The 13,419-nt window shown below is 69.8% G+C and carries 17 protein-coding genes; 6 read left to right on the plus strand and 11 right to left on the minus strand.

The window, feature by feature from the left end; translation table 11 throughout:
* Positions 1-55: 55 nt before the first annotated feature.
* A complete protein-coding gene (locus AC5L3C_RS00380; RefSeq protein ID WP_493646237.1) occupies positions 56-619 on the minus strand; it encodes a hypothetical protein in 564 nt (187 codons plus the stop codon).
* Positions 620-864: 245 nt separating this feature from the next.
* Between AC5L3C_RS00380 and AC5L3C_RS00385 the strand changes: the two genes are divergently transcribed.
* Complete coding sequence (locus AC5L3C_RS00385; RefSeq protein ID WP_493646238.1) at positions 865-1,131, plus strand: hypothetical protein; 267 nt, start codon at positions 865-867, stop codon at positions 1,129-1,131.
* A gap of 89 nt (positions 1,132-1,220) precedes the next feature.
* Here AC5L3C_RS00385 and AC5L3C_RS00390 read toward each other — a convergent pair whose 3' ends face one another.
* Both AC5L3C_RS00390 and AC5L3C_RS00395 read right to left on the minus strand, forming a co-directional pair.
* Entirely contained in the window at positions 1,221-1,781 is a 561-nt protein-coding gene (locus AC5L3C_RS00390) for a peptidoglycan-binding domain-containing protein (protein WP_493646239.1), read from the minus strand.
* A 47-nt stretch (positions 1,782-1,828) separates the two neighbouring features.
* Positions 1,829-2,275 (minus strand): hypothetical protein, encoded by a 447-nt coding sequence (locus AC5L3C_RS00395; protein ID WP_493646240.1) that lies wholly within the window; start codon positions 2,273-2,275, stop codon positions 1,829-1,831.
* A gap of 235 nt (positions 2,276-2,510) precedes the next feature.
* Between AC5L3C_RS00395 and AC5L3C_RS00400 the strand changes: the two genes are divergently transcribed.
* Positions 2,511-3,050 carry a hypothetical protein gene (locus AC5L3C_RS00400; RefSeq protein WP_493646241.1) on the plus strand — a complete coding sequence of 180 codons (540 nt, stop codon included), beginning with the start codon at positions 2,511-2,513 and terminating at the stop codon, positions 3,048-3,050.
* Between the two features lie 28 nt (positions 3,051-3,078).
* On the opposite strand, the gene AC5L3C_RS00405 is transcribed toward AC5L3C_RS00400, so the two are convergent.
* Positions 3,079-3,975 (minus strand): aminoglycoside phosphotransferase family protein, encoded by an 897-nt coding sequence (locus AC5L3C_RS00405; RefSeq protein WP_493646242.1) that lies wholly within the window; start codon positions 3,973-3,975, stop codon positions 3,079-3,081.
* 175 nt (positions 3,976-4,150) lie between these two features.
* On the opposite strand from AC5L3C_RS00405, the gene AC5L3C_RS00410 reads away from it, so the two are divergent.
* A complete protein-coding gene (locus AC5L3C_RS00410; RefSeq protein ID WP_493646243.1) occupies positions 4,151-4,756 on the plus strand; it encodes a dihydrofolate reductase family protein in 606 nt (201 codons plus the stop codon).
* Between the two features lie 69 nt (positions 4,757-4,825).
* Here the strand turns inward: AC5L3C_RS00410 and AC5L3C_RS00415 are convergent, their stop codons facing one another.
* On the minus strand, positions 4,826-5,377 hold the full coding sequence (locus tag AC5L3C_RS00415) for a CGNR zinc finger domain-containing protein (protein WP_493646244.1): 552 nt from the start codon (positions 5,375-5,377) through the stop codon (positions 4,826-4,828).
* Between the two features lie 140 nt (positions 5,378-5,517).
* Between AC5L3C_RS00415 and AC5L3C_RS00420 the strand changes: the two genes are divergently transcribed.
* Entirely contained in the window at positions 5,518-6,783 is a 1,266-nt protein-coding gene (locus tag AC5L3C_RS00420; protein WP_493646245.1) for an MFS transporter, read from the plus strand.
* 110 nt (positions 6,784-6,893) lie between these two features.
* Here AC5L3C_RS00420 and AC5L3C_RS00425 read toward each other — a convergent pair whose 3' ends face one another.
* On the minus strand, positions 6,894-7,103 hold the full coding sequence (locus AC5L3C_RS00425; RefSeq protein ID WP_493646246.1) for a WHG domain-containing protein: 210 nt from the start codon (positions 7,101-7,103) through the stop codon (positions 6,894-6,896).
* On the opposite strand from AC5L3C_RS00425, the gene AC5L3C_RS00430 reads away from it, so the two are divergent.
* Positions 7,102-7,305, plus strand: coding sequence for a DoxX family protein (locus AC5L3C_RS00430; protein WP_493646247.1), 204 nt, complete (start codon positions 7,102-7,104; stop codon positions 7,303-7,305). The two genes, AC5L3C_RS00425 and AC5L3C_RS00430, sit on opposite strands and share 2 nt — an antisense overlap.
* 457 nt (positions 7,306-7,762) lie before the next feature.
* On the plus strand, positions 7,763-8,437 hold the full coding sequence (locus tag AC5L3C_RS00435) for a DJ-1/PfpI family protein (protein ID WP_493646248.1): 675 nt from the start codon (positions 7,763-7,765) through the stop codon (positions 8,435-8,437).
* A gap of 12 nt (positions 8,438-8,449) precedes the next feature.
* On the opposite strand, the gene AC5L3C_RS00440 is transcribed toward AC5L3C_RS00435, so the two are convergent.
* The 5 genes from AC5L3C_RS00440 to AC5L3C_RS00460 form a co-directional block, all read right to left on the minus strand.
* Positions 8,450-9,214, minus strand: coding sequence for an SDR family oxidoreductase (locus AC5L3C_RS00440; protein ID WP_125501342.1), 765 nt, complete (start codon positions 9,212-9,214; stop codon positions 8,450-8,452).
* 31 nt (positions 9,215-9,245) lie between these two features.
* A complete protein-coding gene (locus AC5L3C_RS00445) occupies positions 9,246-10,229 on the minus strand; it encodes a cyclase family protein (protein WP_125501344.1) in 984 nt (327 codons plus the stop codon).
* Positions 10,226-10,981, minus strand: a complete 756-nt coding sequence (locus AC5L3C_RS00450) for an IclR family transcriptional regulator (protein ID WP_164555530.1) — start codon at positions 10,979-10,981, stop codon at positions 10,226-10,228. The genes AC5L3C_RS00445 and AC5L3C_RS00450 overlap by 4 nt, the downstream gene beginning before the upstream one ends.
* 62 nt (positions 10,982-11,043) lie before the next feature.
* Entirely contained in the window at positions 11,044-12,108 is a 1,065-nt protein-coding gene (locus tag AC5L3C_RS00455; RefSeq protein ID WP_125501349.1) for an extracellular solute-binding protein, read from the minus strand.
* 156 nt (positions 12,109-12,264) lie between these two features.
* Positions 12,265-13,419 carry an ABC transporter ATP-binding protein gene (locus AC5L3C_RS00460; protein WP_493646249.1) on the minus strand — a complete coding sequence of 385 codons (1,155 nt, stop codon included), beginning with the start codon at positions 13,417-13,419 and terminating at the stop codon, positions 12,265-12,267.

Below are 13,419 nucleotides of genomic sequence, written 5' to 3' on the forward strand. Positions count from 1 at the left end.
CATGGACAGCCGGCGGCTTGTGCTGGTAGCGGGGTCTTCTCGCGGTGCTTGGAGATCAGGCGGTCTGCTCCGAGGGGTCGCGCGTGATGCGCAACTGGTGATGGGCGAGCTGAGCCGTGAGAAGTTGAGCCAGGACGGCGGCCTGGTCATCCGGACGCAGCAGACGTCCGGCCTCCGGGTCCTCCGAGGAGAACGGGAACGGGTGACGTCCGGGGGCGACGACGGCTCGGGTGAAGAAGTCGCACAGAATCTCGAAGGTCTCGTCGTCCGAGCGGTCCGCGCGGTCCGGAGCGGGCTTCCCGAGGGCTGACAGGCCCGTCTCGATGATGGTGTTGAGGTGGCGACGGCGCGCGTTCTTCTGGTGCAGGGCTTCGGCCGCGGGACTCACCTCGGAGACCTCCACCACACGGAACGTGCTGAAGTCGGTGTTCGGTCCGTTGCTCGGCCATGTGTCCCTTCCCCGGGACTTCTCCAGGGCTTCGTCCACGGACGCCGCGTGGACGACGTCCGCCCACCGGATCCCTTCCTGCGCGCCCTCCCACTCGACCCGGTAGCGCAGCCCGGGCTCTTCCGGGGCCCTGTGCCCGTTCGTCCGGTCGGATGCTGATGAGTCGGCCATGCGTTCTCCTCGGCTGTGAACCGTGTGTCGTCCCTTTCTCTTCTGACAGACGGCGTCCGCCGTTGTGACGTTGCAGTCGGGCGGTGGGCCCCCGCGGGACGTCAACGTCACGTGGGACGGCGGCGGTCACACGCCTGCGGATTCACGCCGACCACGGCCGGCCTCCTCGCCCTCTGACTCCGCGGCCGGCCCGTCCCCGGCCGTACCATACGGCCCTACCTACAGGGAGGTGTCGTGAAGCGACGATGGAAAAGGATGCTGGTCTGCAGCGTTCCCGCGCTCGGTTCTCGGGGCTCGCCGTCGCGGCGCTCGTGGCGTTCGTCGCCGACGGCCCGACGGCCGAGTTCTGGTTCCCCGCCAAGGGCTCGGACAGCATGGTGAGCGCCCGGGGCGCGTCCCTCTCCTATGCTCTCGTGGCGGCCCTCGGCTTCGCGATCGCGTGGTCCTTGTCGAAGGGCGCCGACCGGACCGGGCCGGTGGACGGCGAGGACCCGCCCACCGACGCCCGCTGACACCGCCGACGTCGGCTCCGCTCACTGGCAGGCCGCGCGCGAGCGGGCCCCGGACCGGGTCGGTCCGGGGCCCGTGGCGCGTGCGTGGATCAGGGACATACGTTGAAGGTGGCGCGGTTGTAGTACAGGGCCCGGCCGTCGCTGCCGATCCACATGCCCCAGCGTCCGTCGTCCTGGCGGGTCATGGTGATGTAGCAGTCGTCGTAACGGCCGTTGTAGTAGATGCGGTTGCCGGTGCCTGCCGTCCCGCTCAGGTGCAGTGCGGCGCGGTTCAGGGTGTTCGGGCCCACGATTCCGTCCGCGCCGCCCGGGACGTCGTACTTGGTCTGCCAGGCCTTGGTGGCGGCCGTGGTGATGGGCCCGAACTCGCAGTCGATGTCGGACCAGGACAACAGGCCGTCGGCCCACAGGATCTGCTGCCACATCGCGGTCACGTTGCTGGTGGCGTAGGACGTGGAGGAGATCGGGCCTTCGTCGCCCCAGTCGTCCCACGGAATGTCGACGCCCGAAATGACCCCCTGGCTCGGGCTCGCGGAGGCGGGCGTGCCGGAGAGCACGAGTCCGCTGAAGAGTCCCGCCGTCATGACGAGCACAGCGGCCTTCTTGCGGAGACCCGCTCTGGACGTGCGTTCTGTCGGCTTGTCCGTCACCTCGGTTTTCCCTTCACAGTCGTCCGCTACGGGCATGGGTGAGCCTCTCAGTGGGCGCTCCCCTCGCAGATCGTCTCCGCGGAGTTCCACATGCAGGTGCGCAGCCAGACGTTGCGAACCTTGACCGTGGCGTGCTTGCCGTAGTTCCAGCTCTCGGTGCCCTTGCCGCCGCTGGTCTTCGCCAGGGTCCTCGTCGTGTGCACCCATCGCGACCCGTTCCAGTAGTCGTACATCACCTGCGCCAGGGCGCCGTATCCGTCGCCCTTGGTGTCCCGCGCATAGCCGTACACCGACGCCTTGCCGCTGGAGTTCCAGGAGACCTCCAAGTAGCTCCGTGCTCCCTTCCAGTCGGAAGAGGTGTACCGGTAGCTCGCATAGGCCTTCCACGGGCTCTCCCAGTGACCCGCGGCCGAGGCCTGGGGGGTCACTCCCACCACCATGGCCGCCGTCGCCGCGAAAACCCCGCACAACGTGGACACACGTGCGATCCGCACAGGACTCCCCCGTCCTCTCATGGCCCCCCATGGGAGGGCGCTGATGTCAGCCGCAATGCTGGCGTGAGCATGCCCCTGAGGTCGTCAAACCGGTGGTTGAGCCGGAGTCAACCTGTGACGTACCGCGAAAGGATGACGAGCGGTCATCAGTAGCCGCGGACGCCCGGATCCTGGTGTTCCGCGGCCGGTTGGGCTCACCATCGTTGAGGCAGCCTTCGAACGGAAGTGGGGACCCTTGAGCGACGAGGCACAGGCGAAGGTACCGGCGCGTGATCCGAGCACGTGGACGTTCGGCGAGTTGCAGACGTTCGTCGACGGCGCCCGCGGCCAGGACCTCGAGGCCGCACGTCTCGTCGCACAGCAGCGGGCACTCCATGACTGCCATGCGCCGGAACTCCGTCGTCAGTGGGCGAAACTGTCGCTGCTGGCGAACCGCCGTATGCTCGACGACACGCCGTCGTCCGCTGCGCGCGTGGCCTCTCAGGACTTCATGCTGCGCACCTGGGTGATCGACCGTCTTGGCCCCGGCGGAACGGACCCCGACTGGAGTCCGGAAGCGTTGGCGTCCGACACCCTCGCCGCGCTGAGCCTCACGCCCACGCAGGCCGCCGGTCTCGCCGCGCATTGGCGCGGTCTCCCTCTCGAGCGGATCCGCGAGCTGCGGCGCCACAAGAACCTGACAGCCCATCTGGTGAGCCTGGTCCGCCACCTGGCTCCCGGCCCCGTCCGTGAGCGGCTGGTCACCTGGACCGAGACACGGACGCTCCTGCCGTGACCGTCCTCGGCGCTCCGCCGGGTTCGTGTCAGACGCCCTTCAGGACCCGGGCGAGTGCCGCCCGCCCCGCCGGCCCCCAGTGCGGCTTGCCGCCGGGGAGGCCGCGGTCTCCGTTCTGCCCCATGAGCATCAGGAAGAGGCTCTTCAAGGCCGCCAGCCCACGGGCGCGCCGGATCGCCGCGTCGTCCGCGCGGGCGTAGGTGTCGAAGAACCGTGGGGCCGTGCCCTCGGGCAGCAGGACCCATGCGGCGGCGAGGTCCCACGCCGGGTCCCCGGCACACATGTCGCCGAAATCGACGATGCCCGAGAGGGTTCCGTGCGAGACGACGACGTTGGCGGGATGGAGGTCGCCGTGCACCCACACCGGCGGGCCGTCCCACTCAGGTGCTGCCACCGCGTCCTCCCAGACGGCCCGGACCTCGTCGGCGATGTCGCTGGGGGCCACGGCTCGGAAGAGGTCGGCGAAGCCGTCCGTGCAGTTCCTGGGATGAGTTCCGCGGTCCGAAGCGGTCGGCGCCTCGGCGGGAGCCTCCTCGTGGAGCGCCCGGAGGAAACCCGCCAACGCGTCGGCCGCGTGGCAGCCCCGGCTGATCGAGCCGTGGTCCAGCGGTTCGCCGGGCACCCACGTCATCACGGTCCAGTGCTTGGGGAAGCGCTCGGAGGGGGCGCCGAACCGCACCGGAGTCGGCACGGGAAGCGGCAGGCGCGGCGCCAGCACGGGCAGCCACCGCCGTTCCTTGAGCTGGAGTCCCGGTGTGGGGTCCATGCGCTGCATCCGTACGGCCAACTCGTCTCCGAGCCGCCACATTTGATTGCCCCAGCCGCCCTCCACCTCACGAATGGCCAGCCCCGCGAGGTCGGGGTGCTGCTCCTGCAGCAGGTCGCGCACCAGGTCCGCGGTGATCTCGATGCCGGTGTCCGTCATGCGACGTCACAGTACCCAGGCGGCCGCGGCCAGGTCCCACGTTGCCGTCGTCGTCGAAGGCCAGGAGCAAGGCTTCGCTGCCGATGCCGACCATCATGGCCGTTCGCGGCGCGGCCGATGAGTCTGCGGCTCCCGGGCTGTCCAAGCTTGTGACACCCAAGGAAAGGACAGCGCCATGTCGGAGCTTCTCGTCGACTTCATCACCTCGCTCGACGGCTACGCGTCGGGAGAGGGATGGCCCGGGTTCTGGGGGCTGGAGGGGCCGGAGTACCTCGCATGGCTGGGAGAGCAGCCCGAGGTCACCTACCTGATGGGGGCGAAGACCTACCGCCTGATGTCGGGCTTCGCCGCGGGCGAGGTCCCGGCGGGGCAGGACGAGTTCAGGCCCGAGGAGGAGGAGTCCGTCGACGGGCTCACGCGAGCGTCCAAGGTGGTGTTCTCCTCCTCGCTCGAGGAGCCACTGACGTGGGCCAACTCCACGCTCGTCCGTGACGACGCCGTCGAGACCGTCCGCGCCATGAAGGCGAACGGCTCACAGCTGCTCAGTACGATCGGCAGCCTCAGCCTGTGCCGGTCCCTGCTGCGAGCCGGGCTCGTCGACCGCTTCCGGGTCGTGATGTTCCCGGTGATCACCGGGGCCACGGGTGCGGAGCGCATCTACGACGGCTATCCGGACGTTGCCCTCGAGATGATCGAAAGCCGCACCTTCGACGGACGCACTCAGCTGGTCGAGTACAAGCCCCGCGTGCTCGAGCACCCACCGCTCGCCCGCCCCGCGTGACGCCCGCCCTCGCGGCAGACGGTCCTTACGGCCGTTGCGTCATGCCGGTGTACCCGCGGGGCCGGACGGTCACTGGTCCGCGGGGCGCCGGCGGCGCTGCCGGGCGGCGTATGCGCGCGACTTGTTCCGGTTGCCGCACACGCGCATGGAGCACCAGCGGCGGCTGCGGTTCTTGGAGACGTCCCAGAAGACCCAGCCGCAGGTGTGCTCGGCGCATCGTTTGAGACGGTCCGCGCTGCCGCTCATGACCAGTTCGTTCCAGGCGATGGCCAGGGCCACCAGCGGTCGGCGCGTGGCGGGGACGTCCGGCGCCGCGGTCAGGGTGCCGCCGATGGTGACGTGGACCGCGTGCGAGCTCAGCACGTCGCCGGCGGCTGCCGTCAGCTCCGGCTGCGGTGCGTCCCCCACGTGCGTGCCGAGCTGCTCACGGATGCCGGACCGAAGAGCCAGGTACATGGCGTGCACCGCCGGGGTGATGGGGCAGTCGCTGCCAGGCATCCCCTGGTCGGCCAGCCAGCGGGCCAGGCCCTGCGGGGTGGCGATCTCATCGGACTGTTCCTCGACGTCCACCGTGTTGGCGAACGCCTCCACCAGGCGGGCCGAGGGGGGTGGTTCCAGCATGCGCACTGCCTCCAGCGGTACCGGTCGGTCCCGGCTAGTCTCACCGTCTATCCATTTTACCGGTTGCCGCGGCACGCGACTCCGTGCCATCATCCCTCTAACCAGTAAACGGCTTAGCCGGTTAGAGATGCGTGGGGCGGATGACTGCGACTCCAGTACGGGACGACACCGGCGGCGCAACGGGCCACCGGACCTCGCCGGGCGGCAGGAACACCGCCGTGCTGGTGGTCTTCACCGCCGCCTCCAACCTCGCCGACGGCGTCATCAAGATGACGCTGCCGCTGCTGGCCACGCAGCTGACCCGCTCCCCCGCCCAGGTCACCGCGGTCTCGCTGGCGCTGATGCTGCCCTGGCTGCTCACGGCCCTGCACATCGGAGTGCTGGTCGACCGCCTGGACCGGCGCCGACTGCTGTGGGCCGCGAGTGCCCTGCGTCTGGCGGCGGTGGCCTGGCTGACCTCCGGCGGACGGCTGAGCCTCACCGGTCTGATCGCCGCCGGAGTGGTCCTCGGCGTGGCCGATGTGCTCGCCGGCACCGCCGGGTCCGCTCTCGTCGTGGCCGCCGTCCCGCCGGCCGGCCGGGAGCAGGCCAACACCTGGATGGCGGGAGCGGAAACGGTGTGCCAGGAGTTCACCGGGCCGTTCCTCGGCGGCCTGCTGCTCGCCGCCGGTACCGGCTTCGCCCTGGGGGCCACCTGGGTCACCTATGCCCTGAGTGCCCTGTGCCTGCTCCTGCTCGCCGGCCGCTTCAAAGCCGCACACCCTGAACCTGCGGCGGCCGGGGCCGCCTCGGTCCACGCACAGATCGCCGAAGGTCTGCGGCACCTCTGGCAGCAGACCCTGCTGCGCACGATGGCTCTGATCCTCACGGTGCTGTGCACCGTATGGGGCGGCTGGCTGGCCCTGATCCCGCTCCACGCGCAGCAGGACATGGGCCTGGACGCACGGGGCTACGGCATCCTGCTGAGCGCACTGGGCGTCGGCGGCCTCGTCGGCGCGCTCACCGTGACCTGGATCAACCGGCTGATCGGTGTCCGCTGGGCGCTGCTGCTCGACCTCGTCGGCACGGCCGCGATGGCCGGAGCGCCCGCGCTCACCGTGAACGTGTGGGCCGTCGCCGCCGGGGCGTTCCTCGGCGGCATGGGCGGCACCCTGTGGACCGTCAACGCCCGCACGCTCGCCCAGCGGCTGGTCCCCGACCGCCTGCAGGGCCGCTACAACGCGGCCGGCCGGCTGCTGAGCTGGGGTGCGATGCCGCTCGGTGCGGCACTGGTGGGGCTGCTCGCACAGGTCGCGGGGTCGCGCACGGCATTCGGTGTCCTGGCCGTGGCGACGCTGGTGTCACTCATCCCCTTCCTGCGCGTCGTCACACCGGCGGCGCTGCGCAACCCGTCGACCCAATCCTGAGGGTTTCTTCAGGCGGACCGGGTGTGGTGGTGCGTCGCCGTCCGTCACTCGTCGCCCGGCGAGGCGGACGTGGGGCGGAAGAGGAGCCGCGCCACGGAGCGGGCGGATCCCTACAGGTCCTCGCTGAGCTCCTCGGGCAGGGCCCCGGCGAGCCCCAGGGTGGCGAAACCGTGCACCGGTGACCACGCTGCGACGGAGGCCACTTCCGTCCGGGGGCCCGGAGCGGGGTGGGCGGCAGCGACGACGGCACGGGTGAGCAGGTCCCCGGCACGGTCACGCGCGGCCGTGAGGGCCCGGTCGTCCGGGTTGTGCTTCGGCATGCGCGACGTGATCATCGAGATGGTCCCGCCCGACATACCCGCGCCCGGACTGCGGGTCACCGTCACCGGAGTGCTGGAACTGGCCGGCGCGGCGGGACTGCTGTGGAAGCGCACGGCGCCGTGGGCCGCCGGCTGCCTGAGTCTCATGCTGGTTGCGATGTTCCCGGCCAACGTCCACGCCGCCCGTGCGGGGGGGTGCTGACGGCATGGGACGACCAGCTTCTGCCCGGAAGCATCCTGCAAGTCGTCTTCCTGGCTGCCTCCCTCAGTGTCCTGGTGCACCACGTCAGGTCCGGGCGTGCGGCGAGGGGGCAGCCTGACCGCGTGAGCGGATCATGACGGAAACATATGCCGACTGCGCGTGACCTGGCTGGTGCCGTCTCGTTGGGCCGGGCAGCACGCAATACCTCCTCCGTACCCCCTCGGAGGGCGTCATCGCGTGCGAGGGCCCGGGATCCCAGCCGCAAGCACCCGGGCCCTCACCTCTTGCATCCGGCTGTCCGAACGGCCTTGCCCTCACGTGTAGTTGAGGAACTTTTCCGCGGCTCCGCACGACAACGTAGGGGAACGGACAGAACCGTGTCGTGAAGAGATCACCGACTGACCCGGGAGATGGACCAGTGCGGAGAAGGAATCTGCTGCAGGCATCGGCTGCCGGCGTGGCGGCCACGGCGGTGGGGGCGGCGGCCTCCCCGGCCGCCGCGCACGGCGCTTCGACGAAGAACCGACCGACGCGCGTCCACATTCTCGTGTACGACGGTGCCGAGGAACAGGACTTCATCGGCCCACGGGACGTGTTCGGGCATGCCGCGCACGCCGGGGGTGCCCTGGAGACCTCCTTGGTGCGCCCCGGAGGGCCGGGTGAGGTGACCGGCGCCTTCGGCACGAGGATCCTCGTGGACCAGGGGTGGGAGCCCACGGAAGCCGACATCCTCGTTGTTCCGGGCGGCGGCTGGGGAAATCCGGACGGGCCCGGCATACACCGTTTACGTGAGGACCCGTCGGTGCTGCGGGGTCTTCGGCGTGCACGCCGGTCGGGTGTGGTGCTGGCCGGTGTCTGCACGGGCGTGCTGGCGCTGTCGGCGGCCGGTCTGGTCAAGGGACGGCCCTGCACGACCCACCACCTCACCAAGGACGTCCTGGAGCAGGAGGGCGGTGACGTGGTGGCCGCGCGGGTGGTCGACGACAGAGACCTGGTCACGGCCGGCGGCGTCACCAGTGGCCTGGACCTGGCCCTGTGGATGGTCACCAGGGAGTGCGGATCCGCCGTCGCGGCCAGGGTCGAGGCCGTGATGGAGTACGAGCGGCGCGGAGTGGTCTGGCGCCAGGACTGACGGGCCGGGCCGTCAGCGTTGCGCGCCCATGACGTCCAGTGCCGCGCCGGTCACGAGCGAGGACTTCTCGGAGAGCAGCCACACGATGGCTTCGGCGACTTCCTCCGGGAGACCGGCGCGGCCCAGGGGGTTCTGGGCGGCGAACTTCGCGACCCGGTCGGCCTGGCCGGTCTTGGCGTGGATGGGGGTGTCGACCATCCCGGGCCGGACCGAGTTGATCCGGATGCCGTCGCGGGCGACCTCGACGGCGAGTCCCTTGGTCATGGTGTCGACGGCGGCCTTCGAGCCGGCGTAGTGGATGAACCGGCCGGGCGAGCCGGTCAGGGCGCCGATGGAGGAGACGTTGACGATGGTGCCGCCCTTGCCGCCGCGCTTGGTCGACATCCGCTTGATGGCCTCCCGGCAGGCGATCAGCACACCCACCGTGTTGACCGCCAGCAGGTCCATCGTCTCCTGCCACTCGTACTCGTGGGCGGCGCGGTGCTGCGGCCCGTTCACGCCCGCGTTGTTGACCAGGCCGGTGACCGGACCGAATGCCTCGTCGGTGGTCTCGAAGAGCCGGAGGATGTCGGCCTCCGAGCCCATGTCGGCCTGGACGGCGATGGCGTCGCCGCCGGCCTCCCTGACCTCCCTGACCACGTCCTCGGCGTGGTCCTTCGAACGGTTGTAGTTCACCACCACCCGCGCTCCGGAGGAGCCCAGCAGCCGGGCGGTCGCGGCGCCTATCCCGGTGCTCGCGCCGGTGACGATGACGATGTCGTTCTCGTGCTCGTTCATATCTCTCTCTCGACTGCGTTCGACGGGTGATTCAGGCGATCGCCAGTGCGTTGGGCGGGGACCCGACCCCGCCGATGATGTTGAGCGGCTTGCAGGTCAGGAAGAACTCGTAGCGCCGCTCGCGGGAGCAGTACTCGGCGAGCTCGTCGAGCTTCCACAACTCCCCCATCGCCATGCCCAGCAGGGCGATGAGCGGCCGGTGCAGCATCCCGCTGTGGTCCACGCCGCGCTCCGGCGGACGCTCTCCGGGCACCCGGAAGTCGGACTCGACGACCGGGTCCGCCTCGACCGCGGGGGTGTCGCTCGCGACGAGCGCGATCTCGTGGTCCCACAGCCAGCGCAGCGTCGCTTCGCGCTGGGCCAGACCGGGGGACCTGTTGCGGGCGTTGAACTCGACGCGTTCCTCGGCCGACTTCGCGACGTAGTTCTCCGCCCAGCCGGTGCGCAGCAGCAACAGGTCGCCGCCGCGCCACTCGACGCCCTGGTACGCCGCGATGGCGTCGAGGGTGCCGGCGTCGATCAGCACGGTCGACTCGACGTCGTACTCCAGGCCCTCGGCGGCGAAGTAGCGCGGCACGTCCAGCAGCACGCCCCGGCCCGCGATACCGGCCTGTGCCCAGCGGTGGATGCCCAGCCGGGCGCTGTCCCCGGTGTTCTCCTGCGCCGGCAGTCCGTTGTAGAAGCCGTGCTGCGGGTGCCCGATGTGGCGCAGCGCGTCGATCTGCGAGGTGGACTGCAGATAGAAGGAGTCCAGCCAGTCGTCGCGGTGGAACTCGTTGTTGGCGAACACGTGGTGCCGGGTGGCGGGCCGCGTGCCGGTGGGGTACGGCTCGAAGGCGTTCACGGGGTGGTCGAGGCTGAACCTCTCCCCGGTGCGGACCAGCCGGGCCGCCGCGGCGACGCGGTCGGGGGTCAGCCAGTTGACGGTGCCCAGTTCGTCGTCCGGTCCGAAGACCTCCCAGGCCGAGTACGGCGGCCGGGCGCCGGCGAGTTCGTCGTACGTCGGCTTGTTCATGGGCCGGCCTCCGCCTGTGCTCCGAGCGCCCCGCCGATCTCGCCGGCCGTCCTGCGCAGCTCCTCGATCGCGGGAGCCAGGTCGGCGTCGCCCACTCCGAGGAACGCCACCGTGGCCCGCAGCCGGGTCTCGTCGAAGACCGGCGCCGCCGCGACGAACGGCAGGTTCTTCGGCCGTACGACGCTGTAGCCGTGGCGGCGCACCTTGGCCACATCGGCGTCGAGGCGGGCCCGGTCCGCGGGTGACAGGCCCTCGGTCAGCACCCGCAGGGACGGGTCGTCGCCGAAGGCCAGGAACACCCTGCTCTGGGCCGCACTCGCGTCGAGCGTGGTACCGACCCGCACGGTCACCAGGACCTGCCGGTCGGTCTCCTCCGCGACCAGGGCGACGACCGGGCCGTGCGTGCCCGGGATGCTGAGCACTGCGGTCATGCCGACCGCGGTGCTCAGCTCGCGCAGGTACGGCCGGGCGACCTCGAGGACGCGTTCCCGGCCCAGTGCGCCGAGCCCCAGTTCGAGCATCAGCGCACCGAGAGCGAAGGTTCCCCGGCGGCTCCCCGGCTGGAGGATGCCGGCCGCTACCATCGAGGCGCAGTAGCGATAGGCCGTGGTCCGGTTCAGACCGGTGCGCTCCGCGACCTCGGCCGCGGTGAGCTCGACCACCCGCGGCCCGAAGAGCGCACAGATCTGACCCACGCGGGCGACGGAACGGATGTCCGAGGCAGACGCCCTCTCCTGATCATTGTTCACCATGTAGGGATTGTAGTTCGCATGGAGAACACTGGGACCGGGCGCCTGCTGCGCGACGAGGAATGTCATCCGGCCAGCCAGTTCTGGAGTTCCGTGGTCACCTCATTGAAATTCTTGGCGTACCAGTCAATGTTCTGCAGGACTGTCTCGCCGGTGTTCACGGGGCCGTAGACCTCTACCTTCTTCGCCTCTTCGGAAAGGTTCGGCTTTGCGACCTTACTGATCGGCGCGGTGCCGTGCGCTTCGGAAATGTTGGCCGACGCCTCCGGGCCGAGTACCCATGCCATGAATTCCTCGGCGTTCTTCTTTTCCGGTGAACCCTTCGGCACGGCGAATCCGTTGATGGAGGTGACCGTCACGTCCCAGACCACGGTGATGTCGACACCGTCCTCCAGGAGCGGTTTGATGCGGGAGTCGGACAGCGTGAAGATGTCGACCTGGCCGGACCCGACCGCCTGCTGGAGGGCGCCGACGTTGGGCGCGAAGGTGGTCACGTCGCGAATGGTCTCGAGCTTTTCCAGCGTCCGGTCCATGTCGAGCGGGTAGAGGTCGTCGGGTGCCACCCCGTCGGCCAGCAGGGGGTATTCGAGGATGCCGTTCTGCAGGTTGGTGATCATCCCGCGGTTGCCGGGGAACTTCTCCAGGTCGAAGAAGTCCTCGATGGTCTTGGGCGCCTTGTCGGGGTCGGGGAAGGCCTCGGTGCGGTACGCCATCGGCGTGGCGTTGATGAAGTTGCCGGTGTAGCACTTGCCGATCGCCTGGTCGACGACGTCCTCGGGGTCGACGCCGGTGATCTCGAGCGGCTCGAACAGCGTCCCGCAGTTCTGCTCGGCGGCGGCCGGCGCGGTGGCGATGATGTCCCACTTCACCTGGCCGGCTTCGACCTGCGCCTTGACCTGTGCGACGTCGGTCGGCGAGGTGTTGACGAAGCTGATGTCGGAGTTCTTCTCCATGTAAGGCTTCTGCCATACCTCTTCCATCGTCTTCTGGCCGTCACCGCCGTATGCGACGAAGGTGAGCTGTCCGTCGGCCTTGGTGTTGTCGGAGCCCCCGGATCCGCCGCCACAGGCGGCCAGCAATGAGGCGGAGACGATTGTGCTGATAATCCCGAGCGTTCTCTTGGTTGCCATCGGGGGCACTTCCTTCTGTTTGCGGCTCGCACGGCTCAGAATGCGTATTCTGGCTTGTGGACATTAGGGCTGTGACAGCGGTTGCGACAAGAGGTTGAAAGGCCTTTTTTTGCGTCATGCGCACGGCCGGTTCGGATCGTGAACGTACGGGGGCCGTCAGACGGCCACGACGCGCTGCCGGCCGACATGCCACCAGGCCGTCACCGCCTGACCCACCCGCAGGTCGTCCTCCTGGGGCGCGAGGCGGGCGCGCCCCACCGTCCCGCCGCCTCCCAGGGCCAGTACGGCGGTGCGGTAGGAACCCAGGTAGTCGAGCTGGCGCACGGTCGCTGAGACATGGTTGGCGCCGGCCGGCACCGCGTCCGGCGTGGTGGCGATCCGCACGTCCTCCGGGCGCACCACGAGCGCGGCCGACGCCCCGGCGGCGACCCGCGGCGAGACCGTGCCGGCCTCGACCGCCAGGGTGCGGTCCTCCCAGGCCACCGCGCTCCCCGACGTGGCGCCGCCGGAGTCCGCGATGTCGAAGACGTTGGAGTCGCCCAGGAACCGGGCGGTGAACAGCGTCTCGGGTGCCGCGTAGAGCGCCTCGGGGGTTCCCACCTGTTCGAGCCGCCCCTTGTTGAACAGGGCGATCCGATCGGAGAGGTGCATCGCCTCCTCCTGGTCGTGCGTGACGAACACGAACGTCGACCCGAGTTCACGGTGGATGCGCTGGATCTCCTGCTGCAGGGTGCCGCGCAGGTTGCGGTCCAGCGCGCCGAGCGGTTCGTCGAGGAGCAGCGCGTTGGGGTCGAAGACGATCGCGCGGGCGAGCGCCACACGCTGCTGCTGTCCGCCGGAGAGCTGGGAGGGGTAGTGGCTGTCGCGCCCGGTGAGCTGCACCAGTTCGAGCACCTGGCCGACCTTCTTGGCGATCTCCGCCTTGGGCAGCTTGCGTTCGCGCAGGGGGTAGGCGACGTTCTGCGCCACGGTCAGGTGGGGGAAGAGCGCGTAGTTCTGGAACAGCATGCCCAGATTGCGCTTGTGGGGCGGCAGTGAGCTCACGTCGCCGCCGTTGAACAGGATCGACCCCGTGGTGAGGGTCTCGAACCCCGCGATGAGGTTGAGCGTGGTCGTCTTGCCGGAGCCGCTGGGCCCCAGCAGTGTCATGAACTCGCCCGGCTCGATCGTCAGCGAGATGTTGTCGACCGCGGGCTCGGGGAGTCCGAAGTCCTTGCTGACGTCGGTGAGCCGGATCTGGGTTCCCGACCGGGTACTGACCGCGCCGGCGGCTGCCTTGGCGGCCGGCGTGGTGGCGTGGGTGGTGGGCAT

This window comes from Streptomyces speibonae (assembly GCF_984686075.1).

Bases quoted from the DNA above. Each gene is read 5' to 3' on its own strand.
- AC5L3C_RS00455 (WP_125501349.1), bottom strand. From the start codon at position 12,108: ATGGCAACCAAGAGAACGCTCGGGATTATCAGCACAATCGTCTCCGCC.
- AC5L3C_RS00380 (WP_493646237.1), bottom strand. From the start codon at position 619: ATGGCCGACTCATCAGCATCCGACCGGACGAACGGGCACAGGGCCCCG.
- AC5L3C_RS00425 (WP_493646246.1), bottom strand. From the start codon at position 7,103: ATGCCGAAGCACAACCCGGACGACCGGGCCCTCACGGCCGCGCGTGAC.
- AC5L3C_RS00410 (WP_493646243.1), top strand. From the start codon at position 4,151: ATGTCGGAGCTTCTCGTCGACTTCATCACCTCGCTCGACGGCTACGCG.
- AC5L3C_RS00420 (WP_493646245.1), top strand. From the start codon at position 5,518: ATGACTGCGACTCCAGTACGGGACGACACCGGCGGCGCAACGGGCCAC.
- AC5L3C_RS00450 (WP_164555530.1), bottom strand. From the start codon at position 10,981: ATGGTGAACAATGATCAGGAGAGGGCGTCTGCCTCGGACATCCGTTCC.
- AC5L3C_RS00445 (WP_125501344.1), bottom strand. From the start codon at position 10,229: ATGAACAAGCCGACGTACGACGAACTCGCCGGCGCCCGGCCGCCGTAC.
- AC5L3C_RS00460 (WP_493646249.1), bottom strand. From the start codon at position 13,419: ATGCCCACCACCCACGCCACCACGCCGGCCGCCAAGGCAGCCGCCGGC.
- AC5L3C_RS00440 (WP_125501342.1), bottom strand. From the start codon at position 9,214: ATGAACGAGCACGAGAACGACATCGTCATCGTCACCGGCGCGAGCACC.
- AC5L3C_RS00405 (WP_493646242.1), bottom strand. From the start codon at position 3,975: ATGACGGACACCGGCATCGAGATCACCGCGGACCTGGTGCGCGACCTG.
- AC5L3C_RS00415 (WP_493646244.1), bottom strand. From the start codon at position 5,377: ATGCTGGAACCACCCCCCTCGGCCCGCCTGGTGGAGGCGTTCGCCAAC.
- AC5L3C_RS00385 (WP_493646238.1), top strand. From the start codon at position 865: ATGGAAAAGGATGCTGGTCTGCAGCGTTCCCGCGCTCGGTTCTCGGGG.
- AC5L3C_RS00430 (WP_493646247.1), top strand. From the start codon at position 7,102: ATGCGCGACGTGATCATCGAGATGGTCCCGCCCGACATACCCGCGCCC.